Origin of the sequence: Aquimarina algiphila (assembly GCF_947494415.1) — a bacterium.
In the GTDB taxonomy this organism is placed as follows: Bacteria; Bacteroidota; Bacteroidia; order Flavobacteriales; family Flavobacteriaceae; genus Aquimarina; species Aquimarina algiphila.
Genome location: NZ_CANLVC010000002.1, coordinates 720,589 through 739,201 on the forward strand (window position 1 = coordinate 720,589; position 18,613 = coordinate 739,201).

Genomic DNA, 18,613 nt, shown 5'->3' on the forward strand with positions numbered 1-18,613 from the left:
AGAAAGGAGTTTGCGCATAAAATCAACGAAAACGTTATAAATACGAATTATCAAAAATAAGCGGCAATAAATTAGCTAAAGAAGAAGATTTGACCACTTTTCCTGTCTCTCCCATAAAATAAATAGCTATTGGCTTGTTCTGTTTTATCTCATACTCTGCTATTGATTGCCTACAGGCACCACATGGAGGTGTTGGAGTAACCAATTGATGTTTTAAGGATTTAGCAGATAATGCCATTGTAACAATGGGAATTCCTGGATAATTAGCTCCAGCATAATATATAGCTGTACGTTCTGCGCATAATCCAGATGGGTAACAAGCATTCTCTTGATTATTCCCCAAAATCACTTCGCCATTTTCTAATAACAAGGCTGCTCCTACCAGAAACTCTGAATAAGGAGCGTATGCTTTATCTCTAATCTCAAAAGATTGTTGCATCAGTTTTTGTATATCTACAGGTAATTCATCAAATGAATCATATACCTGTAGAATAGATTTTAGTTCTACTTCCTTCATCTATACTTTTGTCTTATGATTTTCTGATCATCTAATTCTACACCTATTAAACATCCAATAGAGCTTCACAATGTACCACAATCAAAAAAAGTATCAAACTTTACAGTTGATACTTTTTTTAATATTATTTACAATATTATGATTTAATCATAATATTCATCTCCAAAGTTAAACGAAAGACCAAAACGAAGCGTTGAATCAAGTGGACTTCTAACAGAAGATGTGGAGAATAAATATGAAATATCTAAATTGATAATATTATATTTAAAACCTGCACCTAGTGATAAAAATTTACGAGCACCTTTTTCTTCGGCTTCATTAAAGTATCCAGCTCTAAAAGCAAATACTTCTTTATACATATATTCTGCTCCCAATGACCATGTAATTTCTTTTAATTCTTCACTAAATCCATCTGGTGCATCACCAAATGAAGAAAATATAGATCCAAAAGCGCTTTTATCATTATATTCTTGATTTGCAGCTTGTTGTTCTTCTGGAGTAATAGTTCCATCACCATCCGCATCAGGATCCAGCGGAGTTGGAACAAGAAGTTTACTAAATTCTAACGATGGAGTAATTCGGTTATCTTCATTAAAGATAAAATCAAAAGAACCACCTAATCTAAAATTTGTTGGTATAAAATTCTCTTGTCCTGCATCATCATATTTTATTTTTGGACCAATATTAGAAATTGTTGCACCTGCTCTCCATCTACCATTAAAAGAATTAAAAGCTATTTCATCACTTCGGTAAAAACCTGCGATATCAACTCCAAAACTACCTGCTGCACTTGCATCGGCACCAGTGCCCTGAAGTCTTAAATCAGAACGTAAATAACGTCCTGCTACCGCCATAGAGAAATGATCATCCAGTTTTAATGCATATGAAATATCTAAAGTTAGCTCATTTGGCTTTTGCACATTGGGTGCATCTGTAGGACCTTGTCTAAACTCAATATCACCTAAACTAAAATATCTAAAACTTGCCGCAACAGCACTTCTTTCATTTATACGATTAACATAATTTACATTCCCTAAAAATATATCGTTAACCAGATTACTAAGATACGGAGTATAATTAACCCCTACGCCTTGCTTATTTTTAATAAAGGCGTACTTTGCAGGGTTCCACTGCTGTGAAAACGCATCTGCAGACGTTGCAACCCCCTGATCTGCAAGACCCGCTGCTCGTGCATCAGCAGCAATTAACAAAAACGGTGTGGCTGTAGTAATCGCTCTGTTCTGTTCCTGAGACCTTGTTTTTGAAGTAAAAATTGTTGCAAATACCAGGCTAAGGATTAATATTCTTTTCATATCCATTAAAATTGAGTTTGACAAATATATAGTTATTTAGTGATTAAGAATAATTGAGTTCTTAATTTTTTCAAGTTGCTGATTAATTAACGTCGAATTTAGAGATATCTTATATATCATTCAATTTTCGGTAGGTTTAATTTTAATAAAATATCTTCTTCTTCATAATCAACAACCACCGTATTCTTTCATAAAATAATAAAAACCAACCACTTACACTTATTGTTTTAATTAAAACAAACCACTTATTATTTGTTGGTTTTATCACACGTTCAAATATCAACCAAATTCTGAGCTAAAATAACACTGTTGCACATAATTATGTATATATAACAAGATTTTTTAGCAATACATATGGTTTTTAGTTATTTATTACTGTTTAACCTTAATTTGAACATATTAATTAATATATGAACTCATAATTCAACTACTTTTTATTTTTCATAAATATCGATGTTGTTTAAAAACGTGTAGAATAAAATTCGAATATATTTTTAATCCAAAAAAAAGGTATTCTGAAGTATTTACAGACATAATTATTAAAAAAAGTTGGCTGTACAGGGCTTTTTAGAGTAAAAATTAACCTTTATATATTTGGTAGGTATTCATTTTTAAAAAAAATAAAATTTTAGGAGTTTATTTTTTGCATATTTTTTTCTCTAAAACTCAGAATAAAAATTTTACTATTATTCAATTGTAAGACTATTTGTTTCAGCAAAAGCAGCATCGCACACCCAACCCCTTAGTTACTGAAAACAAATTCATTACATTAAAAAACCAAAAAAGAACACAGTTCTAAATTCATTCTAACTTTCAAGTTTTATAAAAAAAAAAATAATAAATTTATAAATATTGCGTTAATCCAAAGTCGTTATAAATTCATAAAAAAATGTGAATTGATAATATTTTGAAAAAATTAGGGTAATTTTAACGTTTATTATTTATATTGCAAGCCCTAATTTCTACTTTAACGAACTTAAGATTATGAGAAACGCGTTTATTTTTAAGTCGCTAATGGCACTTTCCGTTAGTGTTTTACTATTTAGTTGTTCGAAGAACAATTATGGTGACAATTCCAGAGCCACAGGTTGGAAATACAATTCCAAGGATGGTGGATTTCAGGTACAGACAAATTATAAAGAGCAAGAAACAGGACCTGGTTTAGTTTTTATAGAAGGTGGTACCTTTACTATGGGACGTGTACAGGATGATGTAATGCATGACTGGAATAATACTCCAACTCAACAGCATGTTCAATCTTTTTATATGGATGAAACAGAAGTAACTAATGTAATGTATCTGGAATACTTAGATTGGTTAAAAGGTGTTTATCCTCCTACTGAACCAAAATACAGAAACATTTACTATGGTGCTCTTCCTGATACTTTAGTTTGGAGAAACCGACTTGGGTTTAATGAAATGATGACAAATAACTATTTACGTCATCCGGCATATGCTAATTACCCTGTAGTTGGAGTAAACTGGATTCAGGCAATCGAATTTAGTAACTGGAGAACTAACCGCGTTAATGAAAGAATTCTTGAAGAAGAGCAAGTTATTAAAGAAAATGCTCCTTTCGAAGATGTTTCTGCAGAAAGTACATTTGACACAGATACTTATTTAAATGCTCCTTCTCAAACATACGGAGGTAATGATGAAGCTATTCGTGGCGGAAGAGCTTCAGAAAGATATGAAAAAAACAACGACTCTACAGGTTTATACATTCAACGTAAAGATGGATTACTTTTACCTAAGTATAGACTACCGACAGAAGCAGAATGGGAATATGCTGCTTTAGGTTTAGTTGAAATTAGAAGCTATAACATCTACAGAGGTAGAAAAAAATACCCTTGGAGTGGAAAATACACTCGTTCTGGACAAAGAAGAACTAGAGGTGATCAATTAGCTAACTTTAAGCAAGGAGATGGAGATTATGGTGGTATTGCAGGATGGAGTGACGATGGTGCTGATATTACTGCCCCAGTAAAGTCTTATGACCCTAATGATTACGGATTATATGACATGGCAGGAAATGTTGCAGAATGGGTTGCTGATGTATACAGACCTATAGTAGATGATGAGTACAATGACTTTAACTACTACAGAGGAAATGTATATACTAAAAATGCTATCAATCCTGATGGAACTGTAAAAATCGTTATGACAGACTCTATAGTATATGACACCTTAAGTAATGGTAGAATCATATCTAGAGTTTTACCTGGTGGTATTTTACAGGTTCCTATCGATGATAATGAAACCTATATGAGAACTAACTTTACTGATAGTGATAACAGGAACTATCGTGATGGTGACAAGAGTTCTTCTAGATACTATGAAGGATATCAAGACGAAAATCTTCCGAACAGAAGAATGTATAATGCTCCGATTCATTATGTAGGCCCTAGTGCAGAAGACAGCACAAAAATGGATAAAAAATATGATGAATCTAGCAAAAGAACAACAATCGTTGATGATAAAGTACGTGTCTACAAAGGAGGTTCTTGGAAAGACAGAGCGTACTGGTTAGATCCAGCGCAAAGAAGATTTATGCCTCAATATATGGCTACAGATTATATCGGTTTCAGAAATGCAATGTCTCGTGTTGGTACGAAAGCAAGAAAACAAAAAACACCTAGACATCAGAAACCAAGAAATTAAGATTATTTAAAGTTCGTTATAAATATTAAAGCCCTGTACAATTTTGTCAGGGCTTTTTTTAATATCAATACTTAATGACTATTGCCCAAATACATCAATTGTTTCTAGAAAGCAATACCGTATGCACTGATACTCGAAAAATTAAAAAAAAAGATATCTTCTTTGCTCTAAAAGGAGAGAATTTTAACGGAAATACATATGCTGAAAAAGCATTAAAATTAGGTGCATCCTACGCTATAGTAGATGAAAAAGAGTTCAAGACTTCTGAAAAGCACATTCTAGTAAATAATGCTTTAAAAACATTACAAGAACTAGCATCTTATCATCGAAAGTATTTAGGCATTCCCATTATTGCTCTAACTGGAAGTAATGGAAAAACAACCACAAAAGAACTCATCAACAGCGTACTCTCTTCTAGCTTCAACACGACTGCTACGATCGGCAATCTCAATAATCATATTGGAGTCCCGCTTACTCTTTTATCAATGTCTAAAGATACGCAAATAGGGATTGTAGAAATGGGAGCAAATCATCAGGGCGAAATCGAGTTCCTCTCTTCAATTACCAGCCCAGACTACGGCTACATTACTAACATAGGAAAAGCACACCTAGAAGGTTTTGGAGGTATCGACGGTGTTTTAAAAGGCAAAACCGAGCTATACACTTATTTAAAAAATAACAACAAACTTGTCTTCCTTAATTCTGACGACAAAAAACTTCAAAATGCTTCTTTAGGCATTAATGCTTATACTTTTTCTACATCTTCTAAAACCGATGTTACTATTCAATTAACAGAAACTAATCCCAACGTTAAAGCCACTTATCAAAACTTAACAATAAACAGTAATTTAGTAGGTGCTTATAACTTCACCAATATTGCAGCCGCAATAACCATTGGGCGTTATTTTGAGATAGATATTCAACTCATTAAAAATGCTATCGAGTCTTATATCCCAAAAAATAATCGCTCTCAAATTCTTGAAAAAGGAAATCACACTATTATTCTGGATGCATACAATGCAAATCCTACCAGTATGGATGCTGCAATTAGTAGTTTTACCCAACTAAACCATAGTCACAAAGTTGTATTTCTTGGCGATATGTTTGAACTTGGAGAAGCAGCAGCATTAGAACATCAAAACATTGCCGATATAATCAGTAATACAAATGTTAATAAAATATACTTAATTGGAAGTAATTTTTTTCTCACTCAATGTAAAGATCCTCGAATTAAAAAATTCAAATCTTATGAGGATTTAATGAGCAATTGGAGTTTAGAAAACAAGAAAGATGCGATCCTCATCAAGGGTTCTCGAGGAATGCAACTAGAAAGAATACTTGAGCTACTTTAGCCATTAACAGCCCCGTTTTTAACAAAGTTTTCAAGATTTTTTATTGTTGTACTCATAGATTTCCTAAAAATTCTTTTCATAAAAAGCCATAACAAGAACTTATTAAGTAATGATTTAGCCTTGGGATACAGCTCAACGGTTAATAAACATGAATTTTCGGATAGAGGTCTTATAATAAAAAAATTATAAAGAGCATCAACTGGGACATCTGTTGTACGTTCTCCATACACAATTTCATTACCATTTGCTGCTTTCGTAACTGTTGTAAAGTTCAATCGTTTTCCATCAATAACGCATACATGCTCTGTTCCCAACCGGGTAACTTCTTCAGGGTTATATTCGAATTCACTCACTCCATTCACCCAATAGTGTCTATAACTATAATTAGTAATGTACTCAAACAACTGCTGTCCAGAAATACCAAACTCTGTGGTCAAAACAACACTCGGAGCACATTTAAAATCTACCACTTCAGGAATTGCAAATGGATTAAGTTTTAATTTAGCTTTATCTATCTCAGAGAACACATACCTAATTTCTTTACCATCATATACATCACTTCCTTCTACAAAATTATACAACTTGCTTTTATAATGAACCGGAAGACCTATAAACTTTGACACCTCACTACTTAATAAAGCATAATTATCACTTGGAACAGAATTTTTAAGTAATCTATGAGCCTCAATAACCGATTGGCCAAATGGTTTGCGCTTCTCCTGTACAGTAATAAACTGCAATTCACTACAATGTACTACAATTTTCAATTGTAGATTTGGTGCAGTAGCACAAGCATTACAAGGACAAATACGATTTTTCTCCAAAAGCTTAAGATGACTATAAAAACCAGTAAACATAGTCTCTATCTGCGCTAAAAGCTTTTCCTGTGATGGAATCTCATTTTCTTTATAAAAAAACAAAGCATCACCCTCTACCTCGGCCAGTTTTAAATCCTGAGTATTCGCATTAATAAGAACTTCTAACAGCTCAGAAATTACGTGTTGACTATGTTCTACCTCTGTATTTTGAACAAAATATGTAAAACCTGAAATATCAGGGATAAACAATAATGAATTTGCCATGCAGATATTTAATATACTCTAATTTACCTAATAGAAATGATGTGCGTTTTCCATATATCATTGTTCAAATCAATTTGTCCCACAACACAATTATCACATCAAATAAGCGATACTATACAAATCTATACAATTTAAAGAGATAGATTACACTTTTAATCGTTAGTAAATACATAAATCATCTTTCCTTAAGCTTGTTTAAGCTACGTAATTCGATTCTAACACAAGTTACACCTCTTTCATAGAATTCTGCTTTATATCGCATATTTATAGCCTAAAAAATTATCTATACTTTCAAAAGGTAGTATTAGACTCCTATTTTTGATTTGGAGTTTCTTCTGGAAATAAAAAAAAACCTACACAAATTGTGTAGGTTTTTAATTTAAAGTGGGCGCTAAGGGATTCGAACCCCTGACCCCTTGGGTGTAAACCAAGTGCTCTGAACCAACTGAGCTAAGCGCCCGCTATCTTGCGATTGCGGATGCAAATATAAGACAGTTTTACAGTCTACCAAAAGAATTTTAAAGAAAATTTAAATTATTTCTGCAACAACAAATGTGCTCCCTCCTACATATACAACATCACGTTTTGTAGCCACCTGTAATGCAGCTTCATACGCCTCTTTTACCGTACCATACTCTTCACCAAACAAATTATACTCTAAAGCCTTTTTCTTTAATTTTTTTGCATCCAACCCTCTTGGGATATTAGGTTTAGAAAAATAATATTGAGCTTCTTTTGGAAATAAAGACATAACACTATCTAAATCTTTATCATTAACCATTCCCAAAACGATATGAAGGCAATCGTATTTTTCTTCTAATAATTGCTCCAAAACTTTGGTTAACCCATCTTTATTATGAGCGGTATCACATATAACCTTAGGCTCTTTATGTATAATTTGCCATCTTCCTAACAATCCTGTATTGATTACAACCTTAGTAAGACCTCTTGAAATAGAAGGTTCATTAATTTTCCACCCTTGTCTTTGTAAGATCAAAATTGTTTGCAGTACGGTTCTAATATTCTCTTTCTGATAATCCCCAAGTAAATCTGAAGAATACATCTGACCATCATATTCTATTGCAAAATGTAAATCACTATTACATTTTTTAGCCTTTTCTGTAAAAACCTTTTTTGTTTCAGGTGTAGTTCTCCCAATTACTACAGGTACATTTTTTTTAATAATTCCAGCTTTCTCTCCTGCAATCTTTGTTAGCGTATTTCCTAAAAATTTAACATGATCCATTCCTATATTAGTAATGACAGAAACTTCTGGAATAATAATATTAGTAGAATCTAATCTCCCTCCAAGCCCTACTTCAATTATTGCAATATCAACCTCTGATGTTGCAAAATAAAGAAATGCCATCCCAACGGTCATTTCAAAAAAGGATAATTGATTTACCTCAAAATAGGATTTATATGTAGAAACAAAATCAACAACATACTGTTCTGGGATCTCATTACCATTAATACGAATACGTTCTCTAAAATCCTTAAGGTGTGGAGATGTATATAACCCTACTTTATATCCTGCTTCTTGTAAAATCGATGCCAACATATGACTTGAGGATCCTTTTCCGTTGGTTCCTGCAACATGAATACTCTTAAACTTGGTTTCCGGGTTTCCTAAGTATGCAGCTAATTTAATGGTATTATGAAGATCAACTTTATATGCACTAGCGCCATCACGCTGGTACATTGGCAATTGGGCAAACATCCAATCGAGAGTTTCCCTATAATTCATATGCTATATTATTCGGAAAGTTTAAACTGATAGATAATAGTTCCTACTTGTTTTGCGGGAGCTTTAGAGTCATTATTAAATCGTGTAGCCAAAGCAGCTCTCTTTGCCGGCTCCATTAAGCATGAAGCACTATTCGTTGTTCCTTTCATCCCAGGAGTAGCTCGTATTACCTTACCACTTTGATTAACTTCTATTTTCACTACAACAATACCAGATTCATTACAATCCTGAACAAATTTTTCTTTATTAAGTGCTTTCCTTCCTCCTAATCGATAATTCCCATCACCATCCAGTCCTTTACCTGTGCCATAATATGACTTAGCATTAGGATCTCCATCTGGACGGCCTTTATCTCCAGGTGATCTATCATCACCTTCCCCTCCTTTGGCTTTACCATCACTTTTGGGGCCATTAGAAAAACTATTCAATATATCCAGAGTAGATTTATCTGGTTTTGGATCTGGTTTCTTTTCCTCTACCTTCTTAACAGGTTTTTCTTCTGTCTGATTCTTTGAAGGTTTCTGATCAGAAGGCTTAGGTTTTTTCTTAGGTTCATCCACCTTTTTTTTAGGTTTCTTTTTTGGTTTTTTTTCAATTACCGGAGCATCATCCAGGTTTTGAGTAACCACCTTATCTTCGATTTGGGGTGTTTCTTCTTGTGGTTCTGGAGTAGATGAGGTTGTTTCTGGCGTGGTTTGTTTTGGCGTAGATTTGATCGGTTTATTAGGTTGAACATTACCTGATCCCGTCTCTGTAGTTCCAAAATTCACCGCAATACCACTTTCCTCCTCAGGATTTATATAACTTAAACTTAGATAAAACAATAAAAATATAATCCCAATGTGAACTATTATAGTCAGTATAAAGGATTTTCTTTTATGTTTTGTATCAAGCTTTATCATATTATTATTCAGGTCTTACCGCAAGTATTACTTTATATTTATTTCTATTCGCAATATCCATTACACCAACCGCCTTCTCTATCGGAACTCCTTCCTCGGCTCTTAAAATAATGGTAGGCTCATTGTTTCCTTGTAATCTAGATAATAATTCAGATTCTAACCTACTTTGACTTATACGTTCTTCATCAATATAGTATTGTAATTTATTTGTAATACTAACCGATATGTTTTGCGCATTAGAACTTTTTCCTTTTGCCTTTGGTAATATTAAATCCAAAGCCTCTGGAGTAATTGCAGGTGATGTCAATAAAAAGAATACCAATAACAGAAATACAATATCTGTCATTGAAGACATGCTAAATTCTGGACTAACCTTATTTCTTCCTCTTAAATTCATACTATGCAGGTTCGTTTAACAAGTCCAAGAAATCTACAGCATTAGCTTCCATACTATGAATCACTTTATCCGTACGTACTACCAGATGATTGTATCCAATATATGCTACAATTCCTACTACTAATCCACCTACAGTGGTTGTCATCGCAGTATAAATACCTTCAGCCAGAACCCCCATATCGGCAGTTCCTGAACTAGAAGCCAAATTATGGAATGCCAAAATCATACCAATTACTGTTCCTAAAAATCCAATCATGGGAGCTGCTCCTGCAACCGTTGCTAAAATACTTACATTTTTTTCCAGTTTATATACCTCTAGTCTACCTGCATTTTCAATAGCTTTATTTATATCCTCCAAAGAGTGACCTATTCTAGAAATTCCTTTTTCGGTTAATCTTGCTACGGGATTATTGGTTTGAGCACATAAAATTTTTGCTGCTTCAATTTTACCACTAACTACACTATCTCTAATTTTACTCATAAAACCTTCATCATATTTTGAAGCTGCTTTAATTGCAAAGAGTCTTTCAAAATAGATATATACAGCTACAAAGAGCAATACAAAAAGAATAGAGATGATAACTACAGCACCGGTACCTCCGCTAAACAAAAGGTCCATAATAGATAATGAAGTTTCTTCTAATTCTGGGTTATTTTCTGGGGTGTTTTGGGCTAAAACACCAAGCATAGATAAATACGTCATTTTGATTTTGTTAATTTAGTGTTAGTATACTAACGTTATTTCTGTAGGTTAAGTATGTTTTTTCTCTTTACAATATATATATTATTCCCAATAAACCAATACCTCCGAGTACTATTGTATATGGAAAGGCCATTTTTACCATTTTCATATAGGATAATCCAATCAATGGAGCTAAAGAGGAAGTTAGTAAAAATAAGAACGCCGCTTGTCCATTAGGTGTTGCAACACTTGGTAAATTTGTTCCTGTATTTATTGCAATTGCTAATTTTTCAAACTGCTCCCTAGATATTGCTCCGTTATCAAAAGCCTGCTTAACTTCTCCTATATATACTGTAGCCACAAAAACATTATCACTTATCATAGATAATACTCCATTAGCCACATAAAACATGGAAGGCTGCTGTCCTGGATCTAGAGATAATGCCCAATCAATAATCGGTTTAAAGAGATGTTGATCATGAATCATTGCAACAATGACAAAGAAAACCACAATCAAACCTGTAAATGGAAGTGCTTCTTCGAATGCTTTTCCTAAATGGTGCTCTTCTGTAATCCCCATAAATGCCGTCTGTACAATAATTAATGCTAATCCAATAAACCCTACCGGAGCCAAATGTAATGCCAAGCCAACAATCAAAAGCAGAGCTGATACAGCCTGTACTATTAGTCCGTATTTGGATTTATCAGATCTGTTAGCATCTTCCTTTTCTGTATAATTCTCAATAATATTTCTAGCAACCTCTGGTAATTTTGCACCAAAACCAAAGGATCCTGTAGTCTCCAGAATAACCGTTGTAATAAGCCCTGCTCCTAAAACAGGCAATGAAATTGGTGCCATTTTAAGGAAAAATTCTATAAAATCCCATCCCATTCGCTCTCCAATTAATAAATTTTGAGGCTCACCAACCAATGTACATACTCCTCCTAGCGCAGTACCTACAACACCATGCATTACCAAACTTCTTAGAAAACTTCTAAATTGCTCAAGAGTTTCACCACTTAATTCTTTTTTATCTAAAACTCCACTCTCATCGTAGTCTCCAGACCCAGAATGAATCTTATGATATACTCCATAAAATCCTACTGCTACACTTATCAAAACAGCAGTAACCGTTAGAGCATCCAAAAATGCAGAAAGTACTGCTGCTAAAAATACAAACAGTAAAGAAAGTATCATTTTAGATTTTATTTTAGTAAATACTTTACTAAAAATATACATTAACAAGGGTTTCATAAAATAGATTCCCGCTACCATAAACACCAACAGTAACACAACTTCTAGATTTTGATCTACCTCATGATAAGCGTTTTTTGGTGTTGTTAGATTTAATGCTAGAATTTCTATAGCCAGTAACCCTCCTGATTGCAATGGATAACATTTAAGTGCCATCGCTAGAGTAAAAATAAATTCTCCAATAAATAGCCAAGCTGTCACGGTTGGCCCCAAAATGAAATAAGAAAATACATTAAAAATTAAAAATCCGATCATTAGAGTTTTATACCATTTCGGACTATTACCTAAAAAATACTTAAACATAGTTGTACTTGATTAATGCGATTAATACTATATCAGCTGTTTGAGAGCAATCTCAAATGCTGTTTTACTTATATTAGTTTGTGTTTGTTTATTATTGTAAGTGCTTTGAATAGCTCTTTTTATGGTTTCTGATGTATCCATAAAAATAGCTTCATCTGTCATTTGTACTTTGCGCTCCATAAAATATGCAAAAACTCTTGCCATTCCACAATTAGAGATAAAATCAGGTATCAAACTTACTCTCTCATCCGTATATTCCATGATTGGTCCAAAAAATATTTCTTTATCAGCAAAAGGAACATTGGCACCACAAGAAATCACCTCAAGACCCGAATTAATCATTTGACTTATTTGATCTTCTGTTATTAACCTTGACGCAGCACATGGAGTAAAAATTTCTGTTTTGAGCGACCATATTTTTTTATTTAATTCTTCAAAAGGAATAAGGTTTTCGCTATACAGTTTATTTCCTTTTTTATTTAAATACAGTTGTTTAATTTCTTCAAAAGAAAAACCGTTTTCATTTATTAACCCTCCGGCATGATCGATTATTCCCACAATCTTTGCTCCCATTTCTGAAAGATAATAAGCAGCTGCCGATCCTACATTTCCAAATCCCTGTACTACAGCTCTTTTCCCTTTTACTTCTCCACCATAAATATCGTAATAGTGTCGAACAGCTTCAGCAACTCCATATCCAGTAATCATATCTGCAACAGTATATTTCCTGGAAACATCAGGAGAAAACATAGTATTTTCTAATACCTTAATCACTCCTTGTCGTAGCTGTCCAATTCTATTTATTTTGTCAGCCTCGGTGGGCTGAAAATGACCATTAAAAACTCCTTCCTGAGGATGCCAAACTCCACATTCTTCTGTAATAGGTATCACTTCATGAATCTCATCAACATTAAGATCTCCTCCAGTTCCATAATAGCTTTTTAGTAATGGGGACACTGCTTTGTACCATCGTTTAAGCACTCCTTTTTTACGCGGATCTTCTGGGTCAAAATTAATACCAGATTTGGCTCCTCCTATTGCAGGTCCAGATACTGTAAACTTAACTTCCATTGTTTTTGCCAAAGAAAGTACTTCATTCATATCCAAACCCTTTCTCATTCTTGTTCCTCCTCCAGCTGCTCCTCCTCGTAAAGAATTTATAACCGTCCAACCTTCTGCTTCGGTTTCTGCATCTTTCCAATTAAAAATTATTTCAGGCTCTTTATTTTCGTATATTTTTAATAACTCTTTCATTCTTTTAAATTTCAATCCATTGAATACATAACTGTATGCTTTTGCAGCAACATCCTTTATACTTGTCTTTTTTTAAATAAAATAATCCCTCCATTACAGAGGTTAGAGTTGAGTCATATTATAGGGTATTACAATACATTGAAATTACAGTCAAAATGCGACTTCACAAATATAAAAAACTAAATACGTCAAAAGGATAAATAAAAATAAAATTATGCTAATAAACAATAGAATGTTTCGCTTGAGATATTATCCTAGAACTTAGTAAAGCATATTCAAAAATTTCCTTAAACAACACTAATAAAAATCATTATATCAAAAAACGAAAAAAACAGCAAAACTATCATATTATCACTTATATTTGTGGGATTAATAAAATTTACGAGATTATCTCGATTTATTTTCATTGAAAAGTAAGAATTGCGTGTTATGCGCGCACAGTAAATTATACAGAAATATGGACTTTAAATTATCCGAAGAACAGTTAATGATACGAGATGCAGCTCGTGATTTTGCCAAAACTGAATTATTACCAGGAGTAATTGAGCGTGATAACAAACAAGAATTTCCTACTCAACAAGTAAAAAGAATGGGGGAACTTGGATTTTTAGGCATGATGGCTTCTCCAGAATATGGAGGAGGAGGAATGGATACCATCTCTTATGTTTTGGTTATGGAAGAGTTATCCAAGATAGATGCATCTTGTTCTGTTATTGTATCTGTAAATAATTCTTTAGTATGCTGGGGACTTGACACCTATGGTACTCCAGAACAAAAAGAAAAATATCTAACAAAACTTACCACAGGAGAATCTATTGGAGCGTTCTGTTTATCTGAACCCGAAGCTGGTAGTGATGCAACATCTCAAAAAACAACTGCTGTAGACAAGGGAGATCATTATATTCTTAACGGAACCAAGAACTGGATCACTAATGGAGGATCTGCAGATTACTATTTGGTTATTGCGCAAACGGATAAAGAAAAAAAACATAAAGGTATTAATGCATTTATCGTTGAAAAAGGATGGGAAGGATTTGAAATTGGTCCCAAAGAAGATAAGTTAGGGATACGTGGTAGTGACACTCACTCTCTAATTTTTAATGATGTAAAAGTTCCTAAAGAAAATCGTATTGGAGAAGATGGTTTTGGGTTTAAATTTGCAATGAAGACTTTAGCTGGAGGGCGTATAGGAATTGCAGCTCAAGCACTAGGAATTGCAGCAGGAGCGTATGAATTAGCAAAAGAATATGCTAAGGTTCGTAAAGCTTTTGGTACTGAAATTATGAATCATCAAGCAATCGCTTTCAAACTTGCAGACATGCATGTACAGATTGAAGCAGCTCGCATGCTTGTATATAAAGCAGCTATGGACAAAGATAATCACGAAAATTATGACTTATCAGGAGCTATGGCAAAACTTGTTGCATCTCAAGCTGCAATGGATGTTAGTATAGAAGCAGTACAAGTACATGGAGGTAATGGTTTTGTTAAAGAGTATCATGTAGAGCGATTAATGAGAGATGCTAAAATCACTCAGATCTATGAAGGAACCAGCGAAATCCAAAAGATCGTAATATCACGAAGTATTCTTAGAGATTAATTAGTTAAAATTCTCTAATTCAAAAAGCCCAGTTTGTTTTATACAAACTGGGCTTTTTTTGTTCATTCCATTAATTAACTTTTATACTATATATTAACCATTTCATTTATTTAAAAACCTCCTTCTATAAAATCAATAGTAAGAATAGTACATGGGGGAACTCTTGATTGTCCAACTCCTTTTGGATCTCCTCCTTTAATTGATAATTTTTTTATATTTGACAATTTTGCAATCCTAATTTTTTCTAAATTTATCTTTTTCTTTATCATTATAATTTACTGTAAATATTAAAAATCAAAGATAACTTCCTAAACTAATAATCATAAAAAAATATTAAACGAGTAGTATAAATTTATAAATATGTACCGTTTGACACCTCCCATATTCATCTAAATTATACTTTCATTATATTTTTTGATATATTCAGCAGGATTACAACCAGCTTCTTTTGAAAATGCCTTTGCGAATGATTGAATATTATTAAACCCTACTTCATTAGCCATAGAACTAATAGCATATTGTCTGAATATTTTGTTACTTTCAATTTCATTTATGCAATATTCTATTCTCAGGCCATTAATATACTGTGTAAAGTTTTTTTGTTTCTCAAGATTAATCACTCTAGATAAATAGGTCGAATTGGTTTTTAGTTTTTTAGACACCATAACCAAGGTAATGTCATTCTTTAAATATTCTTTATTATTTTCAAAAACATTCAATTTTTGAAGAATTTCAAGCTTCAGTTTCTCAGAGAGTTCAAAACCTAAATAACTAGAAGGCTTCTTTTTACCATCTTTTAATTCTTTTACTTTTTCAAATTGCTCGTCTAACACTTCTTCATATTTATTTTTCTTCCATTTATAAAGAAATAAATACAATAAGGTTATCACAAGAATAAGCAAACATCCAAAAATTATAAGCTTGAACCTCAAAACTTTATTATTATCAACTGTCTGCTCAAATAACATTTCATTATCTCTGATCAATTTAGGCACATCATACTTTTCTACAATTTCTTGATCAAGTCTATTATATTTTTCTTGAATGAATTTTTCATATTTAATCCATTTTTCCAATAACTCTAGTAATTCAGATTTATCTTCTTTTTGAGAATAATACTCTTTCAAAATCTCAAAAACTTCTCTGATCTCCAACCTATAATTAGACAGATTAGTAATAGATTCTACTTTCTCCAAATATTCAATAGCTTCAGCATCTTCTCCTAATTGCTTATAACTTTTAGCCAAGTATAAGTAAGACACTCTTACTTTAATATCATCTACATTATTATCAAATAACCTGAGAGATTTTTGCAAACTATCTATAGCAGGTTTGTATTTTTTTCTGTGGTAATTATTTACTCCTGCCGTAAATACCAATTCTGGATAAAAATGATGATAGTAATTAGTCAAACTGTATTTAATACCATTTTTAATATAAAAATGAGCAGAATCATAACTTTTGATTCTATTATAAGAATCTGCTAATAAATAAGTAGTAGAAATATAATTCTGTTCATTTTTCTTAACATCTTGTTTTTGAGATAATATTGAAAAATGCTTTTTATATATTTCTAAAGCCTCTAGATTTTTTCCCAATATTGTCTTTAATTCAGCAATTATACCTTCAGCAGCCATAACCTGAATTTCGAAATGGTTATCCTCTGCAAGTTTTTTGGCTTTCAACAAGGATTCTAATGCTTCGTTATATCTTTCCATATCCCGCAAAACACCACCTTTAAAGATATAGCCTGTTGCAGGATAATGATTTCCCTTGAGATGTTTAGTAATATCGATAATAGAATCTGAATATTTTAAATAAGTTTCAAATTCCCTTTTACACATATACATAAACATCTGATATCCATCTGCTATTCTTGCCTTATCCCCATTTTTTTTTGCCTTAGAAATATAAGAATCACTTAATTTTCTTCTTACAACAGAATCCAAATCCTTTCCTTTCCAAAACATGATTGCCAATTCTTGAAGTGTTTTTTCTTGTAGTGAATCAGAAGAACTATTATAGATTTCTTTCTGTTCTTTCATAGAATACAATGTAGATATAAAGCATCCTATTATTACAAATAAACTAATAACTCTCATATGTACTCTAACCAAGGGCAAGGATTAGTTTTTAACAAAATTTTGGGTAAACATACAAAGAATATTAAAGGAAATGCAAAAAAAACAAGGTTATCATGACAATTCTAAAAAAGGATTTGAAGTTACAAAATGGTAAGGTAAAATTTATAAATCGATAAGGTAAAATTTATAAATACTGACTATTATTACTTGAATACACCTACCACTTTTCCATAAATTCGCTTCAATATTTAATGAATAACAGTATAGTTATTCAGGATAAAGTAATCTATTATTTCTTGTCTCATGGCATTAGTTATTCATTAATAAGAAAGACATAAACCTTGAGTGTCCTAAAAAAATCAAGGGTATTAATTTTATAAATCAATTAATAAATGAAAAATTCAATTTTAAACTTAGGAAAAGTTTTAACTAAAGAACAACAAAGAAACGTTACAGGTGGAGATGGAGACGACGTAATCTGCGATGACAGACACTGTTGGAAAGGAACTGCAGACAAAATGATGATCCAACGAGCAGATGGAACTTACGTAGCGTAACATCGCATACGCTAGCAGTTAAAAGCGAGAACCGAAAAGCTTAATAAAAATAGAGTAGGTATAATTCTTAAAAATTAATTATGAAAAATTTAGAGCAATTTAAAATAAACGCAAAACAACTAAAAAAAGTTTATGGAGGAGACAGGCCTAAAGCAACTGCTATTGATACATCAGGTCTTGAACGACCTATTGAACCAGTAGGTACCGGCTTCGATACTGAGCTCGTACTTTAATTAGAAAGCTAGAGGTTTATTATCCTAAATCTCTAGCTTTTTTCTTTTTGTCATATTTATTTTTAATCTTCTAACAAAATCTTCTCAATTTCATTAAAGGATAATTTTCCTACAATATTTCCTTCTGGAGAAATCAAAAACTTTGCAGGTATCTCTGTAACACCATATTTTCTGGCAATTGAAGACATTAACACAAACCTGTTTTGATTAACTATTTGATTTTTCCATACAAACCCGTCCTTTTCTGAAGCTTTTTTCCAATGCTTATTATTTTTTTCTAAGGCAACTGTAACTACTGTAAGCTTATCTGAATATTTTTTATATAAAGCGGCTAATTTTGGATTCTCTTTTCTACAAGGAGGACACCAAGAGTCCCAAAAATCCAGTAAAACATATTTCCCTTTTAGATCTGATAGTTTAAATAATGTACCATCTATAAGGGTGGTCTCAAAATCGGGAGCTTGCTTACCGTTGTTTACCCCATTATATTTGACAAAGCCATAAAAAGAGATAGTAACTATAACCGTTATGAATACTAAGAATCGAAGTGTTTTTTTCATTTACACGTTATTTACAATCTATTAAAATACATATTTAAGATAAGTTTCTCTCACTCTCTTGTATATAGTATAGTATTTTGTTTAGATTTATGTATAAAAAAAACCCTTCAATAT

17 protein-coding genes and 1 tRNA gene are annotated in these 18,613 nt (G+C 32.4%); 5 read left to right on the forward strand and 13 right to left on the reverse strand.

The features are described 5' to 3' along the window. Positions 1-34: 34 nt before the first annotated feature. Both PQF96_RS05770 and porV read right to left on the reverse strand, forming a co-directional pair. Complete coding sequence (locus tag PQF96_RS05770; protein WP_109435245.1) at positions 35-517, reverse strand: cytidine deaminase; 483 nt, start codon at positions 515-517, stop codon at positions 35-37. 143 nt (positions 518-660) lie between these two features. Further along, the gene (porV, locus tag PQF96_RS05775) at positions 661-1,830 is read right to left on the reverse strand and encodes a type IX secretion system outer membrane channel protein PorV (protein ID WP_109435262.1); all 1,170 of its coding nucleotides are present in this window, start codon (positions 1,828-1,830) and stop codon (positions 661-663) included. 984 nt (positions 1,831-2,814) lie between these two features. On the opposite strand from porV, the gene gldJ reads away from it, so the two are divergent. After that, entirely contained in the window at positions 2,815-4,491 is a 1,677-nt protein-coding gene (gene gldJ / locus PQF96_RS05780) for a gliding motility lipoprotein GldJ (protein WP_109435246.1), read from the forward strand. A 74-nt stretch (positions 4,492-4,565) separates the two neighbouring features. Continuing rightward, complete coding sequence (locus PQF96_RS05785) at positions 4,566-5,843, forward strand: UDP-N-acetylmuramoyl-tripeptide--D-alanyl-D-alanine ligase (RefSeq protein ID WP_271765391.1); 1,278 nt, start codon at positions 4,566-4,568, stop codon at positions 5,841-5,843. Here PQF96_RS05785 and PQF96_RS05790 read toward each other — a convergent pair. The 8 genes from PQF96_RS05790 to PQF96_RS05825 all read right to left on the reverse strand — a co-directional run bounded on the left by PQF96_RS05790 (position 5,840) and on the right by PQF96_RS05825 (position 13,465). Next, positions 5,840-6,925 (reverse strand): DUF2652 domain-containing protein, encoded by a 1,086-nt coding sequence (locus tag PQF96_RS05790; protein WP_109435248.1) that lies wholly within the window; start codon positions 6,923-6,925, stop codon positions 5,840-5,842. The two genes, PQF96_RS05785 and PQF96_RS05790, sit on opposite strands and share 4 nt — an antisense overlap. Before the next feature lie 385 nt (positions 6,926-7,310). After that, a tRNA-Val gene (locus tag PQF96_RS05795) sits at positions 7,311-7,385 on the reverse strand. Positions 7,386-7,454: 69 nt separating this feature from the next. Further along, positions 7,455-8,672: a bifunctional folylpolyglutamate synthase/dihydrofolate synthase gene (locus PQF96_RS05800; RefSeq protein ID WP_271765392.1), complete on the reverse strand. Its 1,218-nt coding sequence runs from the start codon at positions 8,670-8,672 to the stop codon at positions 7,455-7,457. Positions 8,673-8,680: 8 nt separating this feature from the next. Beyond that, positions 8,681-9,574, reverse strand: a complete 894-nt coding sequence (locus PQF96_RS05805; RefSeq protein ID WP_271765393.1) for an energy transducer TonB — start codon at positions 9,572-9,574, stop codon at positions 8,681-8,683. Between the two features lie 4 nt (positions 9,575-9,578). Further along, the gene (locus PQF96_RS05810) at positions 9,579-9,971 is read right to left on the reverse strand and encodes an ExbD/TolR family protein (protein ID WP_109438411.1); all 393 of its coding nucleotides are present in this window, start codon (positions 9,969-9,971) and stop codon (positions 9,579-9,581) included. A 1-nt stretch (position 9,972) separates the two neighbouring features. After that, on the reverse strand, positions 9,973-10,659 hold the full coding sequence (locus PQF96_RS05815; RefSeq protein WP_109438410.1) for a MotA/TolQ/ExbB proton channel family protein: 687 nt from the start codon (positions 10,657-10,659) through the stop codon (positions 9,973-9,975). An 82-nt stretch (positions 10,660-10,741) separates the two neighbouring features. Then, positions 10,742-12,211, reverse strand: a complete 1,470-nt coding sequence (nhaB, locus tag PQF96_RS05820) for a sodium/proton antiporter NhaB (protein WP_109438409.1) — start codon at positions 12,209-12,211, stop codon at positions 10,742-10,744. Positions 12,212-12,238: 27 nt separating this feature from the next. After that, positions 12,239-13,465 (reverse strand): Glu/Leu/Phe/Val dehydrogenase dimerization domain-containing protein, encoded by a 1,227-nt coding sequence (locus tag PQF96_RS05825; RefSeq protein ID WP_271765394.1) that lies wholly within the window; start codon positions 13,463-13,465, stop codon positions 12,239-12,241. 457 nt (positions 13,466-13,922) lie between these two features. Between PQF96_RS05825 and PQF96_RS05830 the strand changes: the two genes are divergently transcribed. Beyond that, positions 13,923-15,065 (forward strand): acyl-CoA dehydrogenase, encoded by a 1,143-nt coding sequence (locus PQF96_RS05830; protein ID WP_109438407.1) that lies wholly within the window; start codon positions 13,923-13,925, stop codon positions 15,063-15,065. A gap of 110 nt (positions 15,066-15,175) precedes the next feature. Here the strand turns inward: PQF96_RS05830 and PQF96_RS05835 are convergent, their stop codons facing one another. Beyond that, positions 15,176-15,334, reverse strand: coding sequence for a hypothetical protein (locus tag PQF96_RS05835; RefSeq protein WP_271765395.1), 159 nt, complete (start codon positions 15,332-15,334; stop codon positions 15,176-15,178). Positions 15,335-15,454: 120 nt separating this feature from the next. After that, positions 15,455-17,110 (reverse strand): helix-turn-helix domain-containing protein, encoded by a 1,656-nt coding sequence (locus PQF96_RS05840; protein WP_271765396.1) that lies wholly within the window; start codon positions 17,108-17,110, stop codon positions 15,455-15,457. 431 nt (positions 17,111-17,541) lie between these two features. Between PQF96_RS05840 and PQF96_RS05845 the strand changes: the two genes are divergently transcribed. Next, positions 17,542-17,706 carry a hypothetical protein gene (locus tag PQF96_RS05845; RefSeq protein ID WP_271765397.1) on the forward strand — a complete coding sequence of 55 codons (165 nt, stop codon included), beginning with the start codon at positions 17,542-17,544 and terminating at the stop codon, positions 17,704-17,706. A gap of 80 nt (positions 17,707-17,786) precedes the next feature. Continuing rightward, entirely contained in the window at positions 17,787-17,939 is a 153-nt protein-coding gene (locus PQF96_RS05850) for a hypothetical protein (RefSeq protein ID WP_271765398.1), read from the forward strand. Between the two features lie 62 nt (positions 17,940-18,001). Here the strand turns inward: PQF96_RS05850 and PQF96_RS05855 are convergent, their stop codons facing one another. Next, positions 18,002-18,499: a TlpA family protein disulfide reductase gene (locus PQF96_RS05855; RefSeq protein WP_271765399.1), complete on the reverse strand. Its 498-nt coding sequence runs from the start codon at positions 18,497-18,499 to the stop codon at positions 18,002-18,004. Between the last annotated feature and the right edge of the window lie 114 nt (positions 18,500-18,613).